Source organism: Pseudomonas sp. 1L-B-1-E-C1 (genome assembly GCF_057291835.1).
In genome coordinates, this window is the sequence record NZ_JBXAWN010000001.1 from 228,369 (window position 1) to 247,074 (window position 18,706).

The 18,706-nt window shown below is 60.2% G+C and carries 21 protein-coding genes; 6 read left to right on the forward strand and 15 right to left on the reverse strand.

Features of this window, described 5'->3' with window-relative positions; all coding sequences use genetic code 11:
- Positions 1-48 precede the first annotated feature (48 nt).
- Positions 49-489 (reverse strand): type II 3-dehydroquinate dehydratase, encoded by a 441-nt coding sequence (locus tag AC0Z4S_RS00905; protein ID WP_485621678.1) that lies wholly within the window; start codon positions 487-489, stop codon positions 49-51.
- Positions 486-1,859 (reverse strand): MFS transporter, encoded by a 1,374-nt coding sequence (locus AC0Z4S_RS00910; RefSeq protein WP_485621679.1) that lies wholly within the window; start codon positions 1,857-1,859, stop codon positions 486-488. The genes AC0Z4S_RS00905 and AC0Z4S_RS00910 overlap by 4 nt, the downstream gene beginning before the upstream one ends.
- 163 nt (positions 1,860-2,022) lie before the next feature.
- On the opposite strand from AC0Z4S_RS00910, the gene AC0Z4S_RS00915 reads away from it, so the two are divergent.
- Positions 2,023-2,907 (forward strand): LysR family transcriptional regulator, encoded by an 885-nt coding sequence (locus AC0Z4S_RS00915; protein ID WP_485621680.1) that lies wholly within the window; start codon positions 2,023-2,025, stop codon positions 2,905-2,907.
- A 12-nt stretch (positions 2,908-2,919) separates the two neighbouring features.
- Here AC0Z4S_RS00915 and AC0Z4S_RS00920 read toward each other — a convergent pair whose 3' ends face one another.
- Positions 2,920-3,834, reverse strand: a complete 915-nt coding sequence (locus AC0Z4S_RS00920) for a LysR family transcriptional regulator (RefSeq protein WP_485621681.1) — start codon at positions 3,832-3,834, stop codon at positions 2,920-2,922.
- A 159-nt stretch (positions 3,835-3,993) separates the two neighbouring features.
- Here AC0Z4S_RS00920 and AC0Z4S_RS00925 point away from each other — a divergent pair, with 159 nt between their 5' ends.
- Positions 3,994-5,004 (forward strand): zinc-dependent alcohol dehydrogenase family protein, encoded by a 1,011-nt coding sequence (locus AC0Z4S_RS00925; RefSeq protein WP_485621682.1) that lies wholly within the window; start codon positions 3,994-3,996, stop codon positions 5,002-5,004.
- 66 nt (positions 5,005-5,070) lie between these two features.
- Here the strand turns inward: AC0Z4S_RS00925 and AC0Z4S_RS00930 are convergent, their stop codons facing one another.
- From AC0Z4S_RS00930 to AC0Z4S_RS00940, 3 genes are read right to left on the reverse strand one after another with little or no spacing between them, the layout of a single operon-like run.
- Positions 5,071-6,072 carry an NAD(P)H-quinone oxidoreductase gene (locus AC0Z4S_RS00930; protein WP_485621683.1) on the reverse strand — a complete coding sequence of 334 codons (1,002 nt, stop codon included), beginning with the start codon at positions 6,070-6,072 and terminating at the stop codon, positions 5,071-5,073.
- 1 nt (position 6,073) lies between these two features.
- Positions 6,074-6,406 (reverse strand): carboxymuconolactone decarboxylase family protein, encoded by a 333-nt coding sequence (locus AC0Z4S_RS00935; protein ID WP_217850152.1) that lies wholly within the window; start codon positions 6,404-6,406, stop codon positions 6,074-6,076.
- 10 nt (positions 6,407-6,416) lie between these two features.
- On the reverse strand, positions 6,417-7,853 hold the full coding sequence (locus tag AC0Z4S_RS00940; protein WP_485621684.1) for an NAD-dependent succinate-semialdehyde dehydrogenase: 1,437 nt from the start codon (positions 7,851-7,853) through the stop codon (positions 6,417-6,419).
- Positions 7,854-8,063: 210 nt separating this feature from the next.
- Here AC0Z4S_RS00940 and AC0Z4S_RS00945 point away from each other — a divergent pair, with 210 nt between their 5' ends.
- Positions 8,064-8,990 (forward strand): LysR family transcriptional regulator, encoded by a 927-nt coding sequence (locus AC0Z4S_RS00945; protein WP_064361881.1) that lies wholly within the window; start codon positions 8,064-8,066, stop codon positions 8,988-8,990.
- Between the two features lie 69 nt (positions 8,991-9,059).
- Here AC0Z4S_RS00945 and AC0Z4S_RS00950 read toward each other — a convergent pair whose 3' ends face one another.
- The 3 genes from AC0Z4S_RS00950 to tspO form a co-directional block, all read right to left on the reverse strand.
- Positions 9,060-9,311, reverse strand: a complete 252-nt coding sequence (locus AC0Z4S_RS00950; protein WP_485621685.1) for a DUF2790 domain-containing protein — start codon at positions 9,309-9,311, stop codon at positions 9,060-9,062.
- Positions 9,312-9,532: 221 nt separating this feature from the next.
- Complete coding sequence (locus AC0Z4S_RS00955; RefSeq protein ID WP_485621686.1) at positions 9,533-10,516, reverse strand: alpha/beta hydrolase fold domain-containing protein; 984 nt, start codon at positions 10,514-10,516, stop codon at positions 9,533-9,535.
- The gene (gene tspO / locus AC0Z4S_RS00960) at positions 10,513-10,956 is read right to left on the reverse strand and encodes a tryptophan-rich sensory protein TspO (protein ID WP_039758892.1); all 444 of its coding nucleotides are present in this window, start codon (positions 10,954-10,956) and stop codon (positions 10,513-10,515) included. The genes AC0Z4S_RS00955 and tspO overlap by 4 nt, the downstream gene beginning before the upstream one ends.
- A gap of 133 nt (positions 10,957-11,089) precedes the next feature.
- Here tspO and AC0Z4S_RS00965 point away from each other — a divergent pair, with 133 nt between their 5' ends.
- The gene (locus AC0Z4S_RS00965) at positions 11,090-11,356 is read left to right on the forward strand and encodes a hypothetical protein (protein WP_485621688.1); all 267 of its coding nucleotides are present in this window, start codon (positions 11,090-11,092) and stop codon (positions 11,354-11,356) included.
- A gap of 42 nt (positions 11,357-11,398) precedes the next feature.
- Here the strand turns inward: AC0Z4S_RS00965 and AC0Z4S_RS00970 are convergent, their stop codons facing one another.
- Positions 11,399-12,310 carry a magnesium transporter CorA family protein gene (locus AC0Z4S_RS00970; RefSeq protein ID WP_485621689.1) on the reverse strand — a complete coding sequence of 304 codons (912 nt, stop codon included), beginning with the start codon at positions 12,308-12,310 and terminating at the stop codon, positions 11,399-11,401.
- 3 nt (positions 12,311-12,313) lie between these two features.
- Positions 12,314-13,894, reverse strand: coding sequence for a RimK family protein (locus AC0Z4S_RS00975; protein WP_485621690.1), 1,581 nt, complete (start codon positions 13,892-13,894; stop codon positions 12,314-12,316).
- Between the two features lie 94 nt (positions 13,895-13,988).
- On the opposite strand from AC0Z4S_RS00975, the gene AC0Z4S_RS00980 reads away from it, so the two are divergent.
- Positions 13,989-15,104, forward strand: coding sequence for a GNAT family N-acetyltransferase/peptidase C39 family protein (locus AC0Z4S_RS00980; protein WP_485621691.1), 1,116 nt, complete (start codon positions 13,989-13,991; stop codon positions 15,102-15,104).
- On the opposite strand, the gene AC0Z4S_RS00985 is transcribed toward AC0Z4S_RS00980, so the two are convergent.
- Positions 15,080-16,642, reverse strand: coding sequence for a sensor domain-containing diguanylate cyclase (locus AC0Z4S_RS00985; protein ID WP_485621693.1), 1,563 nt, complete (start codon positions 16,640-16,642; stop codon positions 15,080-15,082). The genes AC0Z4S_RS00980 and AC0Z4S_RS00985 overlap by 25 nt on opposite strands.
- Positions 16,643-16,802: 160 nt before the next feature.
- Between AC0Z4S_RS00985 and AC0Z4S_RS00990 the strand changes: the two genes are divergently transcribed.
- Positions 16,803-17,234 (forward strand): DNA glycosylase family protein, encoded by a 432-nt coding sequence (locus tag AC0Z4S_RS00990; RefSeq protein ID WP_485622088.1) that lies wholly within the window; start codon positions 16,803-16,805, stop codon positions 17,232-17,234.
- A gap of 39 nt (positions 17,235-17,273) precedes the next feature.
- Here the strand turns inward: AC0Z4S_RS00990 and AC0Z4S_RS00995 are convergent, their stop codons facing one another.
- From AC0Z4S_RS00995 to AC0Z4S_RS01005, 3 genes are read right to left on the reverse strand one after another with little or no spacing between them, the layout of a single operon-like run.
- Positions 17,274-17,414, reverse strand: a complete 141-nt coding sequence (locus tag AC0Z4S_RS00995) for a hypothetical protein (protein WP_485621694.1) — start codon at positions 17,412-17,414, stop codon at positions 17,274-17,276.
- A 12-nt stretch (positions 17,415-17,426) separates the two neighbouring features.
- A complete protein-coding gene (locus tag AC0Z4S_RS01000) occupies positions 17,427-17,729 on the reverse strand; it encodes a hypothetical protein (RefSeq protein ID WP_485621695.1) in 303 nt (100 codons plus the stop codon).
- Positions 17,730-17,781: 52 nt separating this feature from the next.
- Complete coding sequence (locus AC0Z4S_RS01005; protein ID WP_485621696.1) at positions 17,782-18,663, reverse strand: manganese catalase family protein; 882 nt, start codon at positions 18,661-18,663, stop codon at positions 17,782-17,784.
- Positions 18,664-18,706: the final 43 nt, after the last annotated feature.

Here is an 18,706-nt window from a genome sequence, read left to right on the forward strand (position 1 = left end):
GCTGAAGTGGGGCTCGTCAGCGTTCACTGAACGAGCCCGTCGCGCTTTCTATCGACGCAACAAATCATCGACCGCCCGTAGCGCCAGCGCATAACCGTCGGCGCCCATGCCGCAGATCACGGCATTGACCACCCCGGACATGATCGAGTGGCGATGCAATTCATCCCGCGCGTGGATGTTCGACAGATGCAGTTCGATCAGCGGTGTGCTGAGTAACTTCAGCGCATCGAGCACCGGGATGGAATGAAACGACAGACCGGCCGGGTTTATGATCACGGCTGCGCCTTGTTCGAAGGCTTCCTGAATCCAGTCGACCATCACGCCTTCATGGTTGGTCTGGCGAAACACGCAGAGCAGATCGAGCTCCTCGGCCAGTCGCTCACTGCTCAGGCGTATCTGCTCGAGGGTGGTGTGCCCGTAAATGTGTGGCTCACGGCGGCCCAGCAGATTCAGGTTCGGGCCGTTGAGAATAAAGACAGTGCGGTTCATGGTCGTCCTGCAGCGTTATTTGGAGAGAGGGCGGGTGTGGCCTTCGTGTCGGCGTTGTCTGGCGTCACGGCGTTCAGGTCGATGCCGCGGGTTTCCGGGCCGATCAGGATCATCGCCAGCGAAATCAGATTGATCACCGCGCACAGCGTCACCAAGGGCCATGGCGAATTGCCGGACTGGCTCATCAGCCACACGGCAATCATCGGCATCGGGCCGCCGATCACCAGGTTGGCGCCGGTATAGGCGAGGGCCGAGCCTGAATAGCGCACCTGGGTGGGAAAGGCTTCGGCAAACGCCACTGGCTGGATGCCGCTTTGAAACTGGGTGAAACCGAGGAACAGACCCATGATTGCCATGATGGCGGCCACGTTCAGCGTGTTAAGAATCGGGAAGTAGATGAACAGGATCAGCAGGGTCATGCACGAGCCAAACGCCAGCGCTTTCTTGCGCCCCCAGCGATCAGACAGATAGCCGCCGGCCAACGCCCCGACAATCGCGAACAGGTTGGCGACCATCAGCGACATGAAGCCTGTCGACTGGCTGAAGCCCAGATGCTTGGTCAGGTAGCTGAGGGAAAAGATCACGATCAGGTAGAACAGCGCCGCGGGCGAGCAGAAAAACAGCATCAGACGCAGGATGGTCTTGTAGTGGCTGCCCATGGCCGATTTCAGCGGGCTTTTTTCCTGCTTGACCGGGTTCTTCTGCAAAGCGACGAAAGCGGGGGTTTCATCGACCTTCAGGCGGATATAGATCGCGACGATCACCAGCACGAAGCTGAGCAGGAAGGGAATCCGCCAGCCGAAACTTTCAAACTGTTCGCTGGAGAGGGTGGCAGCCAGGCCCATCAAAACGCCGTTGGCCAATATCTGACTCAGCGGTGAACACACACCGAGCAGCCCGGAATAGCGCCCGCGACGATCGGGCGTGGCATGTTCCAGCGCCATCAGTTGCGCCCCGGTGGATTCACCGCCGAGCGCGAAGCCCTGGATGATGCGCAGCAGCACCAACAGAATCGGCGCGAGAATCCCCACTTGCGCATAGGTAGGCAACAAGCCGATCAACACCGATGCCAGGCCCATCAGGGTGACGGTGGCGAGCATCAGGTTGCGCCGGCCGAGTTTGTCGCCGAGGTAGCCACAGGTAATCGCGCCCAGCGGTCGGGCGGCGAGTCCGACGCCGAACGTGGCCAACGACGCCAGCAGCCCGGCGGTCGGCTCCATGGCCGGGAAAAACAGCTTGGGCAGGATGGTTGCCGACACCGCGCCGTACAGGGTGAAGTCAAACCATTCCAGCGCAGTGCCGATGGTCGCAGCGGTCACCGCTTTGCGAGGCATGCGCAAATCATGAGTCTCGTGACTGGTTGTGCTCATTGTGGGGCTCGTCATTATTTTTATGGTTACGGGGTCCCCGTACGATTTCGCTCAGCGCTGGCCTGGGCAGATCGTCGAAGTCAGTAGACAGTAGCCCATCCGCTCTAGAGAATAATTATCGAAATCCCGATAAATAGATAAGCCAGCCTTATGGATCATTGAAATGGAATTGCGTCATCTCAAGGCCTTCGTGGTCGCCGCCGAGCTTCAGCATTTCAGCCGGGCAGCCGAACAGCTGGACATCGCGCAACCGGCGCTGAGCCAATTGATGCGTACGCTGGAGTCCGAGCTGGGGTTGGCATTGTTCCGCCGGGAAAACCGTAGCGTGGTGTTGACGGCCGCTGGCGAGGCATTCCTGCCACACGCGCGGCAGTCCATAGAGGCCAGTGAGCGGGCGACGGCGGCCGCGCGACGTGCACGGCGCGGTGAAGTCGGCGAAATCAACATCGGTTATCACTCGGCGTTGTTCGAAGCCAACCTGCCGCAATTGCTGCGGCATTACTTCAGCACATTCCCTGAAGTCAAAGTGTCGCTGGTGGATGCCGGGATCCGCGCGCAGTTCGACATGTTGCTCGATCACAAGCTCGATCTGGCCTTTGCCCGCGTGTTCAAGGATCACTTGCCGGATCGTCTGCGTACCCATCATTTCAGCCAGTCACGCCTGGTCTTGCTGATTCCCGACAACCATGAACTGGCGGACAGCTTCAGCGGTGAGCTGGCGACACTGCGCCACGAGAAATTCGTGCTGTTGCAGGACAGCGCCGGCATCGGCCTGACCTCACATACGCTGCAGGCATGCCGGCAGAACCAGCTGCATCCCGAGAACATCATGTATGTGCCGTCACTGATGAGCATCCCGGGCCTGGTGGCGGCGGGCATCGGTTTGAGTATCGTGCCTGAGGCAGTCACTCGTTTGAGCATGCCGGGCATTCGGATCATCCCGCTGACTCAGGCGGAAATGGTCAGTGAGCTGTCGCTGATTTCGCGCATCGACGAGCGCTCCAGTGCAGTGCTGCACTTTATCGAAGAGGCGCATGGCTGGGAGTGAGGAGGCCCGTACTCACTCCTGCACCCACGCCCCGTGCAACTGCACAAATCGCACCTGCAACCATTCGATGAACACCTGCACCTGCGCCGGCAGATGCGTCCGGCTCGGGTACAGCAGCGACACCGGCCTAGGCGTCGGGCGCAGCGGTTGCAGAATTTCCACCAGAGCACCACTGGCCAAATGCTCGGCCACCGCGATGCCCGGCGCCTGGATAATCCCGAAGCCTGACACGCCACACTGCACGTAAGCGTTCGATTCAGTCACGGTAATGCCTTTGCAGCTGACGTAGGTTTTCTGCTTGCCCTCAACTGAAAATTGCCAAGGCAAGGTGCGTTTGTTCTGGCCCGACAAAAAATTCACGCCTTGATGGTTCGCCAGGTCTGCAAGCGTCTGCGGTGTACCGTGCTCGCGCAAATACTCAGGCGCGGCGCAGGTGACCATGGTTGCCAGGGCGATGGGGCGGGCGATCAGGGTTGAGTCGGGCAGCTCGCCGATGCGCAGCGCGCAGTCGATGCCTTCGCCGACCAGATCAACCGCACGATCGGTGACGCCCAGCACCATATCGATGCCGGGGTAGGTGTCGGTGAATTCGCGCAGGCTTTTGATGAATTCCAGCTGCGCGAACGCCGTGGGAATGTCGATGCGCAGGCGGCCGGACAGCGTGGCTCCAGTGCGATCGAACATCGTGGTTGCGGCGGTGATCTCGGCCAGGATTTCCTGCACCCGCTGATAGAAAAGCTCACCCTCGGCGGTGAGTGCCACTTTCCTCGTAGTGCGCTGGAACAGACGCACGCCCAGCGATGTTTCCAGCTCCTGAATATAGCGAGTGACCTGCGGCCGGCCGATGTCCAGCGACTCGGCGGCTTTGGTGAAACTGCCCAGCTCCGCGAGTCGGGCGAACAGGCGCATCGATTGCAGTAATTCCATGACTTTCCCGGTGAGCTTCAGTGTCTGGCTTTGTTGTCTGAGAATAGAACAATCATGTCTGTTTCCAAGCATTTATTGCGCTGCTGTGAAAGCCAATCATAAGCCCAAGGCAAACCTGCTGAGGGTTTGCAGCCAATAACGTGTATTTGGAGACTCACCATGAAAGCGTGGTTACTGAAAGATTTCGGGCTCGACAATCTGCAACTGGGCGAGATTGAAACTCCGCAGCCCAAGGCTGGCGAGCTGCTGGTCAAGGTCGGCGCGGTGTCGCTGAATTTCCGCGACAAGGCCATCGTTGACGGTATCTACGAGCCGCACATGGTGCCGAAACCGCTGATCCCGGTCAGCGATGCCGCCGGTACCGTGGTCGCCATCGGTGACGGTGTTACTCGTTTCAAGGTCGGCGACCGGGTTAATTCGCATCTGTACTCGCGCTGGCTCGACGGCGAGCCGGGGCCGAACGAACCGGATTATTGCTTCGGTTCGCCGTTGCCGGGCGGTTTGGCCGAGTACATGATCATCCACGAGGACAGTGCCGTCGGCGCGCCGGCCAACATGAGCGATGAAGAGGCGGCGACCCTGCCAATCGCCGCGCTCACCGCGTGGTACTCGCTGGTGGACTTCGGCGCGATTCAACCGGGCCAGACCGTGTTGGTGCAGGGCACCGGCGGCGTGTCGATCTTCGCCGTGCAGATCGCCACCGCGCTGGGCGCCAAAGTCATCGCAACCTCAAGCAGCGATGACAATCTGCACGCGGTAAAACGGCTGGGCGCGGTCGCCGGCATCAACTACCGCAGCACGCCGAACTGGGCGGACGAGGTGCTGAAACTTACCGAGGGCAAGGGTGTGGATCTGCTGCTCGATGTGGCGGGAGGCAACGGCATCAATCAGTCGGTAGCGGCGACCAAGGCCTCGGGGCGGATTGCGCAGATTGGCTTTCTGACAGGGCAGACCGCCGAGTTGAACCTGATGCCGCTGATCTTCCGCCAGACCACCATTCGCGGCATTGCGGTGGCACCGCGTTCATCGTTCGACCGGATGAACGTGTTCCTCGCCGAGCAAGACATTCGGCCGGTGATCGACCATGTGTATCCATTCGAACAGGCGCGCGATGCCTATGAGCATCTGGCGAAGGGGGCGTTTGGCAAGGTTGTGATCAAGGTGAGCTGATCAGCGAAAACGTCAGACAAACCAAGGCCAGTCAGCTCAACTGACTGGCCTTTTTTTATGTCTGTCTTAACGCAAATCCTCGGCCTGCATCGTCAGAATAATCTTCCCGACATTCTGCGAAGACTCCATCCGCCGATGGGCATCGGCTGCGCGGGACAGCGGGAAGGTGCTGTCCACCACCGGTTCCAGGCTCGCAGCACCGGCGAAGCGTTTCAGCCAGTGGTCGCGAAAGCGCTGGATCATCGCGTGCTTCTCCGGCTGGGTGCGCGACTTCATCACCGTGCCGATGATTTGCAGATGTCGGTAGAGGATGTGCTCCAGCTCCACGTCGACCTTGCCGCCGCCGCCAAGAATGCCGACCTGCACCAGGCGACCACCGTGGGCCAGCGAGGCTATATTGCGCGCGAAGTAGGGCGCGCCGATGAAATCAATGATCACATCGACGCCGCGCCCTTGGGTTTTGTCGGCGATGACTGCGGCGAAATCCTCGGTTTTGTAGTCGATGGCCACGTCGGCGCCCAGGTGTTCGACGCGCGAAAGCTTGCTGCCTTCGGTGGTCGCGTACACCGTGGCGCCGGTGGCGTAGGCCAGTTGCACGGCAGCGGAGCCGACGCCACCGGCGGCGGCATGGATCAGCACTGAGTCGCCTGACTTGAGTCGGGCCAGGTGCAGCATCGCTTCGTGGGCGGTGACGAACACTTCGGGAATCGCCGCGGCGTGCACATAGTCGAGCTGCTCCGGAATCGGCATGGACATGCGGTAGTCGATGCGCGCCAGTTCGGCGTAGGCGCCGCCGCCGACCACGCCCATCACCCGGTCGCCGACGGCGAATCCGCTGACCTCGCTGCCGGTCTCGAGCACTTCCCCGGCAATCTCCAGACCGATGATCAACGAGTCGCCGAAGTTCGCATGGCCGTAGCCGCCGGTTCGGTGAGTCAGGTCGGCACGGTTCACGCCGGCCGCATAGACACGCACCAGCAGGTCGGTCGGGCGTACTTCAGGGTTGGGCGCTTCGCCGAGTTGCAGCACTTCTGCCGAACCGAATTCTTTCAGCTTGATGGCTTTCATCTCAGCGTTGCTCCGTGTCGGCAAGCGTGGCATTGGCGATGGCCGAGGCGGTGATGGCGCCCGGGAAACCGACGTAAAAGGCCAGGTGCGTGATCGCCGCCGACAACTCTTCATGGCTCACGCCATTGCCGACGGCACGGCGCAGGTGCGCGGGTAATTCTTCGCAGTGGCCGCCGGCAATCAGCGCGGCGACAGTGATCAGGCTGCGCTCGCGGGGTGACAAGGCGGGGTCGCTCCAGATCTGCGGGTACAGCGTTGAGTCCACGAATTGCGCCAGTTTCGGGGTGAAGGCGCGGGCGGCTTCGCGTGGGCTGCTGAAATCGATAGTCGACATGGAAATCCCCTTAAACCTGGCTGATGAATTTGTTGGTGAGGTAGTGCTCGATGCCTTCGATGCCGCCTTCAGAACCGTGGCCGCTTTCCTTCATGCCGCCGAACGGCAACTCAGTGGCGACGATGCGGTACTGGTTGATGCCGATCATTCCGGCTTCCAGGCCATCGGCCACGTCGATCGCGGTGCGCGCATTGGAGGTGAACGCGTAGGCCGAGAGGCCATAGGGCAGGCGGTTGGCTTCTTGCAGCCCGTCGCTCAGTTCATCGAAAGGCATCAGTATCGCGATGGGGCCAAAGGGTTCTTCGTGCATGATTCGCGCACTCATCGGCACATCGGCCAGAACAGTGGGCTGGAAGAAGAAGCCTGCGCCCGGCAACGCTTCGCCACCGGCGAGCACCCGCGCGCCTTTCTCGACGGCGTCGGCGATCAGTTGCTCCATCTTCGCCAGTTGCCGTGGGTTGGCCAGCGGCCCGACCTGGGTTTGCGGATCCGTGCCATCGCCGATTTTCAACGCCTGGGTGGCCGCGACGAAGTGCTCGACAAACTCGGCATAGGCCTCGCGCTGGATCAGGAAGCGAGTCGAGGAAATGCACACCTGACCGGTGCCGCGAAAGCGATTGGCGACGCCTTCCACAGCAGCTTTTTCGATGTCGGCGTCGGCAAACACCAGAACCGGGCCGTGGCCACCCAGTTCCAGGGTGATCGGCTTGACGCCTTCGGCAGCGCGGGCCGACAACAGCCGACCGATTGGCACCGAACCGGTGAACGTCACTTTGCGAATGATCGGTGAGGCAATCAGATGGCTTGAAACTTGATCCGGCACGCCGAACACCACTTGCAGCACGCCTTTGGGCAGGCCGGCATCGTCCAGCGCCCGGGCCAGGGCCAGCGCGGTGGAAGGGCTTTCCTCGCCGGGCTTGAGCACCACACTGCAACCGGCGGCCAGCGCTGCCGAGAGCTTGCGCGCCGGGGTGATGGCCGGGAAATTCCACGGTGTGAACGCTGCGACGGGGCCGATCGCTTGGCGTTTGACCAGTTGCAGTACACCCGGACGATTGGCCGGTACGACACGGCCGTCGATGCGTCGTGCGCTTTCGGCGAACCACTCGAAATACTCCGCCGCACGGGTCACTTCATCGAGGCTTTCGCGCAGTGGCTTGCCTTCTTCCAGCGTCATTTGCGCAGCGATTTGCGGGGCGCGTTCGAGGATCAGGTCGGCGGCGCGCTTGAGGATTTTTGCGCGCTGGTCCGGCACGGTCTGGCGCCATTGGTCGAAGCTCAGTCGGGCCACTTCGAGGGCGTGATCCAGGTCTTCGGCGGTGGCCAGTGGCACCTGGCCGATTTCCTCGCCGGTCGCCGGGTTGACCACCGCAGCGGTCGCGCGGTCTTGGGCGGTGAGCCATTGACCATCGATGAAGAGATAGAGCGGATCGTAAGGAGTGTTCATGGATGTCGCCTTCATGGTTGAGGATTCATTCGGCGCCTTGTACGCAGTGGTTCAGGCGTCCCGTGGAATCCAGTCTATGGAAGGCGCGCCGTTTGATTTAGCCGGCCGCGAGGGAATCACTGTTGTCCCAGAGGGTAATATCGAGCGCAGGAGCGAGCGTGTAGCATCCGACGTATCCGCAGTGAGTGGCAGGTCTACAGGACGATCAGGATGGACAAACTTTCAAACATGTCGGTGTACATCAAGGTAGTCGAGATGGGTAGTTTCACTGCCGTGGCCAACCATCTCGACTCCACCGTCGGTAACGTATCGCGTGCGGTCTCGGCGTTGGAAAACGTGCTCGACACCCGCCTGTTGCAACGCTCGACCCGGCGTCTCTCGGTGACCGACGCGGGCCGGCGGTTTTATGAACGCTGCGTGAAGATTCTCGCTGACCTGGAAAGCGCCGAAGCCGAGGCGAGCAATGCCGCCTTGCAACCACGAGGGACGTTACGGGTGCACTGCGTGCCCGGACTGGCCAGGCAACTGGTGACCGGCGCGGTGCTGGAATATCGCCAGGCGTTTCCCGAAGTGACCGTCGATTTGATGCTCTCCCAACGCATGCCCAATCTGCTTGAGGATCAGTTGGACGTGTCCATTCTGATCGCGCGAACGCTGCCGGATTCGGCGTATGTCAGCCAGAAGATCGGCGTCAGTCACTGCGTACTGGTGGCCTCCCCGGAATACCTGGCGCGGCATGGCGCACCCGAAACGCCGGAGCAGCTTTGCGATCATCAATGCCTGCTGCTCGGTACCGTGGATTACGTGCGCGATGAATGGCAGCTCAAAAGCAAGGCGGGCGACGCGACGTTCATCCCGACCGGGCCGAGTTTCAGCGTGAATGATATGGATGCAATGGCCGTGGCCATTCGCGAAGGGGCGGGGATTGGTCTGTTGGCAGGCTTCACGGCGATCGACGATCTGCGTGCCGGCAGGCTGGTGAGAGTACTGCCTGATTACCACACCTATGAGCGCAATGTTTATGCCGTCTACACGTCTCGCCAGTTTGTCGATGCGAAGATCACGCGATTCATCGATACGTTGAAAACCCGGGTTGGCGCGCAGCTGGCGAGCACTGCTGAGGAACTTGTCGATTGAAGCGGTAAAAGCATTTGCGTCTCAGCGAAGCCACTCTGAGACGCAATGGGGTGCGAGGTATTGGCTTGATCAGCCGTTGCTGCAGCCGCTGCCCATGACCTCGTATTGCAGGATGTGCTGCTTGCCTTGGGAATCCTGATAGGTCATGTGCACCGGCACTACGGCGCAGACATCCGGCACGGGATCTTCCGAGAGAATTTTGGCGACGTCGAGGTGAGTGGCGTAGGTGTATTGCTCGACGGGAGGCGTGGTAGTCGATTCCTGAGCCATGACCACCGAGCTGAAGCCAAAAAGTGCGAGAACGAGCATTGAGATTTTCATGGGGATATTCCTTTGCTGAAGTTGAGTGTGCTGCTGGAACGAACTCTATGCGGCGGCTGGCGGGGGAAACAGGCGCGGATCGGGTAAAGACTGTTTACGGTTTGAGCCACAATCGGCATGGGGTGAACGATCGCGCAGGGTTCAGCGCAAACAAAAAAAGGCGCCGGTGAGGGCGCCTTTTGCTTGTCTCGGTTTTTTACGGCTCGCCATGCAATCGGCAGCTACGAAAGCGCCGGGCTCATTTCGGCGGATTTCGCTGAGTAGCTTCCCACCCGCGCCGAAATCCACTTGCGGCTGTAAGCCAGCACATGGTCAGCAGTGGCCGTGGGGAAGTGGATGAAACCATGCGGACACTCCGGCAGCACGTACATCTCCACCGGCGCCGCGTGTTGCCAGCACTCGGCGATCAGCCGCGTGTCATCCAGCAGCGGATCGAGGTCGCCGGCAAACAGCAGTGCTGGTGGCAGCCCGCTGAAATCGCCATGCAGCGGCGACAGCGGTGGCTGGCGGCGTTGTTCGTCGCTGATATCCGGCGTCAGCAGGCGCAACGCTTCGACCATGCCGGGGCCGTCGAGCACCAGCGTATCGGCTGGCGCGGTGCGCACGCTGGGTGTGCCGGTCAGGTCGTAGACGCCGTAATACAGCAGGGCGCCGCAGATCCGTTGCAACACTTCGGGCGAAGATTTGAGCGCGAGCAGGGTAGCCGCCGCCAGATGCCCGCCAGCCGATTCACCGACGACGACTACGGGCAGCCCGGCAAATTCAGCATCGTTCAAGATGCCGCGAGTGGCCCGTAGACAGTCTTCCAGCAAGCCCTCGATTGGCGTCGACACGGCCAGCCGATAATCCACCGACACCACCGCCACGTCGCAAGTGTTGACGATGGCGATGTTGAAGTTGTCGTTCATCTGCGCATTGCCGATTACCCAGCCGCCGCCGTGGAAATCCAATACCACGCCTCTGGCTTTGCCCTTGGGGCGAATGATGCGCACGGGCACCGTATCGATGATCTTCCGCTCGGCGGTCAGCCCATGTTGGCGCAGCTTGCCAGCGCCGCCGATCTGACCCGCCCGCAGCAACGCCTGAATCAGCCGTGGGGTGACTCGATTGCGCACCTTGAAGCGCGGCAGCCAGACGAGCTTTTTGTTGAACGCGCGAATCTGCGCCAGTTCGCGCTCGCCTTGCGGCCATGGAAAATCGCTCACAGGCGATTCTTCATCAGGATCGAGCAGTTCAGCGCCAGCGCAACGCACAGCCACGCCAGATACGGGAACAGAATCAGCCCGGTGACCACGTCCAGTTGCAGCGCGAGCACGACCATCACCGCGACCACCACCCACAGCACCGCCAGAATCACCAGCGCCGCCAGCACCTGATGCGCACCGAAGAACACCGGCGTCCACAGCGTGTTCAGGGCGATTTGCGCGGCCCACAAGGCCAGCACCGTTTGGCTGCCGGGGATCAGGCTCAGGCGATAACCGGCCCAGGCCAGCAGCAGGTAAATGATTGTCCAGGCCACGGGAAAGGCCCAGTTGGGCGGGGTGAAAGAGGGTTTGGTCAGCGATTCATACCACGGGCCGGGTTTGAACATCACGCCCGTGGTTGCCGCCGCCGCGCAGGCCAAGAGGAAGATGAAAAAGGTCATTGCCAGTCCTTAGCTGTGATCAGCTGTTATGGAGAGTTAAGAAGAGGACGCTTCGCTGCGCAAAAAGTTTGTTTGCAAACGCAAAATGGCAGTCAGGTTGAACTAAAAGCTGACCGTCGCGTCAGGATAAACAGTGCCTTTTCCCACCGACGCGGACGACAACATGTACACCTATCACATCGAATACCGTTTCAACGGCGAGCCTCGTACTTATCTGCTCGAACTGAAGGGCGCGCAACTGACCGAGCACGACGCGGCGATGCATCTGCTGCAACTACATCTGGGCGATGCCGAAAACAGCCTGGTCATGCCCACCGCGGATTCGACGCCAGGGCAGATTCTTGAGCAAGCCGAGCGGGTAGGGATTACGGATATCCGGGTGGTCAGCCGGACTAATTGACCTTCAACTGCGGCGCAGGCGGCGGCAGGACCTGACCTGGATTCACGCCATGCGCCGCAGTGCAAGCGCCATCCCCGCGCCCACGAGACCCATGCAAGCGATCAGCACCGGGAAAGACATCCACCATGGAACGCCGGACGTCATCATGCTGAACTCCGACATGCCGCCGATGCCGGCAATCAGGTTCAACGGAAGGAACACCACGTTGATCAGCGTCAGCTTGCGCAGCGCCCGGTTCATGCTGTTGTTGGCGAGATTGCCATGGGATTCGATGAGGTTAGCGAACACCTTGGCGTGAATTCTGGCCTGCTGGAAGCTTTGTTCGTTTTCCACGATCAGGTCGTTCAGCGATTCCAGTTGACCGTCACTGAAGCCTTGGCGCTGGCCGTGGTTTCGCAGCAAAGTCAGCACCGCGCCGTTACTTTGAATCGCGTTCACGTAGTACACGAGGCTTTCGCTCAGGTTGTACATCTGCGCCAGTTGCTGATTGTCCATCGCACGGGTGAATTGATGCTGAATCTCCCGGGCGATCTGTTTGACCACGCGCAGATGCCCGAGGTAGTGATGAACGCTTTCAGCGAGCAACGCCATCAGCACATCCAGTGGCCCGGTCATTTGCGCATCTTGCTCAAGGCTGGAGAGCAGCGAGTTGCTCGCACAAATAACCACCAGGCGCTTATCGCTCAGCACTACTCCGAATGACGAGACGTTGAAGGCTCGTCCGTCGAAGCTTTCCGGACGCTTCCAGATCAGGAACAGGTGATCCGGTTTGATTTCGATTCGAGCCACCTCGTCCGGATCCAGTGACGACTCCAGCACTTGAGCGCCAATGCCCAGACGTGTTTGCAACGTCGATTGCTCGGCGGCATTCGGGGCGACGGCCAGCCAGACAGTCGCCTCGTTTTCGGTGGCTTGGCGCAGTGCGCCGCAATCAATGCAGTAGCGTTCAATCATCGCTCACCACGCCTGGCCACGGTGTTTGAGCTCGAGCCTTTGCGTGAACGCTTGCAACACGCGCCGATACAGCTCGTCGCCCAGCACCGCGTCTTCGATGCCGGCGTCGAGATTGGGGTTGTCGTTCACCTCGATGACCAGCACCCGATCGCCCGCCTGCTTGAGGTCGACGCCGTAGAGGCCATCGCCGATCAGCCCTGCCGTCTGTACCGCGAGTTGCACGACGTCGGGCGGTGCTTGCTCGACGGGCACCGCCTCGCACATGCCGTTGATCTCGCCGGGCAGGGCCTTGTGGTTGTAAATCTGCCAATGCCCCTTGGACATGAAGTACCTGCAGGCATACAGCGCCTCGCCATTGAGCACCCCGACGCGCCAATCGTATTCGGTGTAGCAGTACTCCTGCGCCAGCAGCAGCACCGAGTGCTCGAATAATTCCTGTGCAGCCGTGGCCAGCGCTTGCGCATCGGTGACCTTGATAACCCCCCGTGAAAAACAGCCATCGGGGATTTTCAGTACCAAGGGAAAACCCAGGCGACGCCCGACATTTTCAAGTTCCTGCGGACGATCCTTGTAGAGAATTTCCGTTACGGGCATGCCCAGACCTCGGCGCTTCAACAGGTCGGCCAGATAAACCTTGTTGGTGCAGCGCAGGATGGACGACGGATCGTCAATCACCACGAGGCCTTCGCTTTCCGCCTTCTTGGCAAACCGATAGGTGTGATCATCCACTCGCGTGGTTTCGCGGATGAACAGCGCATCGAATTCGGCGAGCCGCGCATAGTCCTTTTTCTCGATCAGCTCGACATCGATGCCCAGCTGTTCGCCCGCCGCGATGAAACGCTGCAATGCCTCGGGGTTCGAAGGCGGTAGCGCTTCGTCAGGATCATGCAGGATGGCCAGGTCGTATCGGGCCACACGTTTGGAGGCTGGCTGACGCCACGTCCTGCGATTGAAAGCATCCAGTGCATCAGCGAAAACGTGCTGCTGTTCGTCGCGAAGCCTGTGTAGCGCCCCGGCTTTGATGCCCGCAATCTGCCAGGTTTCACCACGGCGGAACTCCACCAGCAGGATGGGGCAGGGGAACGCCTCGAACAGCTGACGGCCGATCTCTTGCAGCGGCTCGATCGAGGCCTTGCCGAAGTACAGCGACAGCGTGAAGGCCTCGGTTTCGCCGTATGGATGGTTGGCCAGCGCCCGCTCCAGGGTACGCTCCAGATCATTCAGCCCGACCCCGTAAAGCGCTTTGCGCGCCAGCTCGCTGACGGTGCGAACCGAGGGGAATACCTTGTGCCCGCGGGCCTCGGCCAGCAATGAACAGTAGTAGCCCTGACCGAGGTATTTGTAGTTGCGGCAGAGGTTAATGACCTGGGTGCGATGAGGAAAATCGTCGCTGTGTTCAAGGTAATCCTGAGCGAGCATCAGGCTCTCGCTGGGCAAGTAATCAGCCCAGTCATCCTTGCGTTCGACCAGTATGAGCAATCGACTTCCCGAGGGCTTGATACTGGGAGGTTCCTCGCTGAGGGTGATTGTCGAATGCTCGGTTTTGTCTAATACTTCGTTCACGTTGGCTTGCACCGCTGACATGAGTAATGAATCCCTGTTGAAGAAGACGCCGCTTCAATAAATCACGGGCCACTGGGCCTGTCCCGGTTCGTTACTCAAACTTTACGGTGCGGTCATGTCTTTTGATTTTCGCTTTGCGTCGATGGACGATATCGACGATCTGGTCGAACTGGAGCGGGCGTGTTTTGCCCTCGACAGATTGAATCAGCGCAACTTCAGCTGGATGCTCAGTCGCGCCAACGCGGCGCTGATTGTCGCCACATCGGACGCCAGACTTGCCGGTTACGCCTTGGTGCTTTTTCACCGCGGCACTTCCCTGGGGCGCTTGTATTCCATTGCCGTCAGCCCTGTGTGGCGCGGACATGAGCTTGGCCAGCGTTTGCTGGAAGAAGCCCAGGCCTGCGCATTGGCGCGCAATTGCGCATGGCTGCGGCTGGAGGTGCGCGCGGACAACAGCGCTGCCATCCGCCTCTACGAGGCCAACGGCTATCAGCGCTTTGCCAGCGTCGAGGACTATTACGAAGACCACTGCGAGGCGTTGCGCTACGAGAAGCGCATCCTGTGCGAAGCGCCCGCACCCGCCCGCCAAGTGCCGTACTACCAGCAGACCACCGAATTCACCTGCGGCGCGGCGTGCCTGCTGATGGCGATGTCCGCCATCGATCCGAGCCGTGGCATGACCCGGACGGAGGAAATCCAGCTATGGCGCGAGGCAACCACCATTTTCATGACCGCGGGCCACGGTGGCTGCAGCCCCCAGGGCCTCGCGTTGGCGGCCTGGCGGCGCGGTTTCGAGGTGCGCCTGGAGGTCAGTCACCAGGGCTCGCTTTTTCTTAACGGCGTACGCAGCACAGAGAAAAAGTCGATCATGAAGCTGGTCGAGGATGGTTTTGCCCAAGATCTGGCGGCCACGCAAGTTGAGCAGGTTCTGGGTGATTATCTGGAGATCGGCGCTGCGTTGCAGGCCGGGTACAAACCGGTGGTGCTGATCAGCAGCTACCGATTTACCCGCTTGAAAGCGCCGCATTGGGTGATCATCACCGCGTGTGACCAGGATTTCGTCTATCTGCATGATCCGGATGTCGATCACAGCAAGCTGAAACGCGGCCTGGACTGCCAGCACTTGCCAGTCAGCCACGAAGAATTTCTTCGCATGACGGTTTTCGGCGTACAGCGAGTTCGCGCTGCCGTGATGTTGCGTGCGCGCTACAAATCGCCCCCACTGCAATAGCGATCCCGCCCTTGCTGCTTCGCCGCATAAAGCATTTTGTCGGCCGAATCGATCAGCACGGCGGGGGACACGTCCTGTTCAGCCGGTTTGCCAACGGCAATGCCCGCGCTGGCAGTGACGTGGCCCAGAGGATGAGCTCGATGTTCGATGCGCAATGAACGAATGGCCTCAAGTATTTCCTGGGCCACAAGCGCAGCCCCGCGAATATCCGTGTTGGGAAGCAACACGGAGAACTCCTCGCCGCCATAACGCACGGCCAGATCACCGGGTCGTTTTACCGCTTGCGCAATCGCTTGGCCGACAGCGCTGAGGCAATCGTCACCGGCCGCATGGCCGTAGGTGTCGTTGTAGAGTTTGAAGTGATCGACATCGAGCATGATCAATGAAATCGACGAGCCCTGGCGTCTGGCCAAGCGAATCTCGTCGGCCAGCGCGGTGTCCAGGCGGCGCCGGTTGGCCAGCCCGGTCAGGCTGTCGGTCAACGCCATGTCCTTCATGGCCTGGTGTGCCTTGCGCAGATCCTTTTCCATCACCATGCGTTGGCGCAATTGCCTCAAGACAATCAGTCCGAAGACCGTGAATGCGGTGATCACCGATGACAACACGAAACCGGTTTTGATCAGGTCCCAGCGCCACGGCGCAATGATCGATTCGCGGGAAAGTCCGGTTTCAACCACCAACGGGTACGTGGTCAAGGCGCGGTAACCGTACAAACGCTGGGTGCCGTCGACGATGGCTCGGACCTCGGCGATACCTTGATTGGAATAGGGCAGGTAGTTCTTGAAAACCTCACTGTCGGCCAGGCTCTGACCGATCACCGAGGCGATAAAGGGGCGGCGTACGAGGATGGTGCCGTTGCGTAGCGCCAGGACCAGTGCACCTTTGTCGTCGATCTTGAAATCGCCGTAATAGTCGACGAAGTAACTGACCTTGATCGTCCCCAGCAGCACGCCGGCGAAGGAGCCGTCCGGGTTATTCAGGCGGCGCGAAATCGGGATGATCAGGTCGTCGGTGGATTTGCTTTTTACGACATCGCCGATGCGCACGTTTCGATCGGTGTGGGTGCGGTGGTACTGGAAGTAATCACGGTCGGCATTGTTCGCCGGGTCCGGGATGTTTTCCTTGTCGGTGACGATCCAGTGCCCGTCCGGGCCGTAAATGAACAGGCCGTGCAACTGCGGCATCAGCTTGGCTTGCTGGACCAGCAACTTGTGGATGCGTGGGACGTCAATGTTCTGCAAGCCATCGCCTTCGACGCGCTCGCCCAGCGCGGCAGTCAACACGTCTACCTGGCGAATGGCGTCCTCGGCGTGCTGCGCCGTTGCCCGAGCGAGGTTGGTGACCGAATCCCGCGCGGACGAAAACGCGGCGTGGTAGTCACGCCACGTGCGCCATCCTTCCACTCCCAGAAACGCCAGAATCACCGTCAGCATGAAGATCACGGTCAGGCGGAAAGCGGCTATCTCGCTGGCAGCTTTGATGGGAGCGGTTTCTGCGGCGTCATGCCCTTTGCTGTCGGGCAGTTTACGACCGAGCATCTGAAGGTCCTTATGCTTGTCATCTCTCATCTCCTGAAAGATGACCATCCGTTTCCACTGGGGATTCAATTTATTGCCTTGGGCAAGCGGCGGCCATTGGATCGTTCAAAGCGGTGCCGGGTCAACATCTGTAACTGAAGCGCGCTTTAAGGTGAGACTTGTGAGTGAAATCATCACGGCCGGTGACTTGAACATCGATCTGCACAACGCCAACGAAAGCGGCCTGTTCAAATGGCTGCTTGCCAGCTTCCTGATGGGCAAAAGGATTCAGGGCGCCATCGCCGCCAAGGCGTATCAAGTCATAGTAGAGCAGCATCAGAAAGACACGCCGCAAAAACTCGCGCGGTGTACGCATCGGCAACTGGTGTCGATGCTGGGGCAGGCGCGTTACGTGCGCTACGACGAGAGCACGGCGGCGCGATTACTCGTGTTGGCGAACAAGCTCAACAGCGAGTATGCCGGCAAGGTCAGTAACATCGTGGCAGCGAGCGCGGATCGTAAGGCGCTGGAGAAGCGCCTGTCCGAGTTCGAGGGGATAGGGCCGAAGACGGTCGAGATCTTCATGAGGGAAGCGGTCGCGGTGCTGTTTTGAGCTTGCGGTCTGCCGCTGCACAAGGCACCTACACACCGCTCACATCGCAACAAACCTTGCCGCCAGTTCGCTCATCATGATCAGCGTTCCGCCGGCGAATATTGCACAGCCCAGCAGAAACTGGATTCCAGGGGCGATGTTCAGGCTTGAGGGGAAGCTCGGATTTCTATGCGTTCTCATATCGCGCTCCTGTTAGCGATGAAACCGTTCAGCCATGTCCATTGAGCGGCTTCGCTCGGCCGATGCGCGTCTGGCAACCATGGGCATCATGGGTAGGGCTTCGTCGAGTAGTGGATGCTCGTCCGATGGCTGGACGGTGGTCTCGTCGGCGAAATTATTCGGGAGCAGGGTGCCCAGACCGAAAACATTCACCGCCATGCTGACTTTCAGCCCTCGACAGGCCTGTCTGCAGTCCAGTTCGAAACCAGCGGAGGCCTGCTCCATCAAGCGTTGAAAATGTTCAGAGGTGAGGGCCAGGACTTTGCTGCTTTTCATGTTGTTCTCCTTGAGCAAGGGGCGACCCCGGTCCGGGGCCGCCGGACTGGGGTCAGACATCTCTGCCTTGGATATAACCGGAACCCAGGTCAGCACCGGTCACCGGTTCGCTGAGTGGATCAGAGGCTGTGCGGGCCTTCATCGCTTCCAACACCTGTTCGTCTTCGGCAGGAAGGTTGACGGTCGCCAGACCATCGCCGCCGTCGACCGCCGGCTCTGGGTTTTCCACGTACTCCCACGCACCGCCCTCGTTCCACGGACCACGAACGTTGGGTTCGCCAGACATGTTGAAGTACTTGTTGGTGAACTCCGGCATGCCCGGCAGTTTGCCCTGCGGGAAGTTTGGCTGGATCGAGTGCAGGGCTTTTTCGAACGACTGTTGATGGGCGATTTCCCGCGTCATCAAAAAGCCAAGCGCCTCTTTCACGCCCGGATCATCGGTGATGTTGATCAGGCGTTCGTAGAGGATTTTCGCCCGCGCTTCGGCAGCGATATTCGAACGGAAGTCGGCGGTCGGCTCAGTGATCGAATCTACATACGCTGCCGTCCACGGCACGCCGGCCGAATTGACCAGAGGGGCGCCTGCGCCGTAGAGCAGGCTGGTGATGTGTGAGTCGTTGCCGGCGCCATTCAGCGCGCGATACAGCTCGCCTTCTTCCTGAACACCCTCGGCAAGTTGGCCCTTGGCACCTTTGTTGAGCATCACGATGATCGAGCCGACCACCTCCAGGTGGCTCAATTCCTCGGTGGCAATGTCCAGCAGGAGATCTTTGCGCCCCGGATCTTCCTCGGCCAAGGCTTGAGTGAAGTAGCGCGCTGCCGCGGCCAGCTCGCCATTGGCGCCCCCGAATTGCTCCAAAAGCAGATTGGCCAGACCCGGGTTGGGCTCGGCCACTCGAACGGTGTACTGAAGTCGCTTGTTATGTATGAACATTCAAATTTTCCTCAGACCAGGCTATCGCGCAGTCACCCTTGTG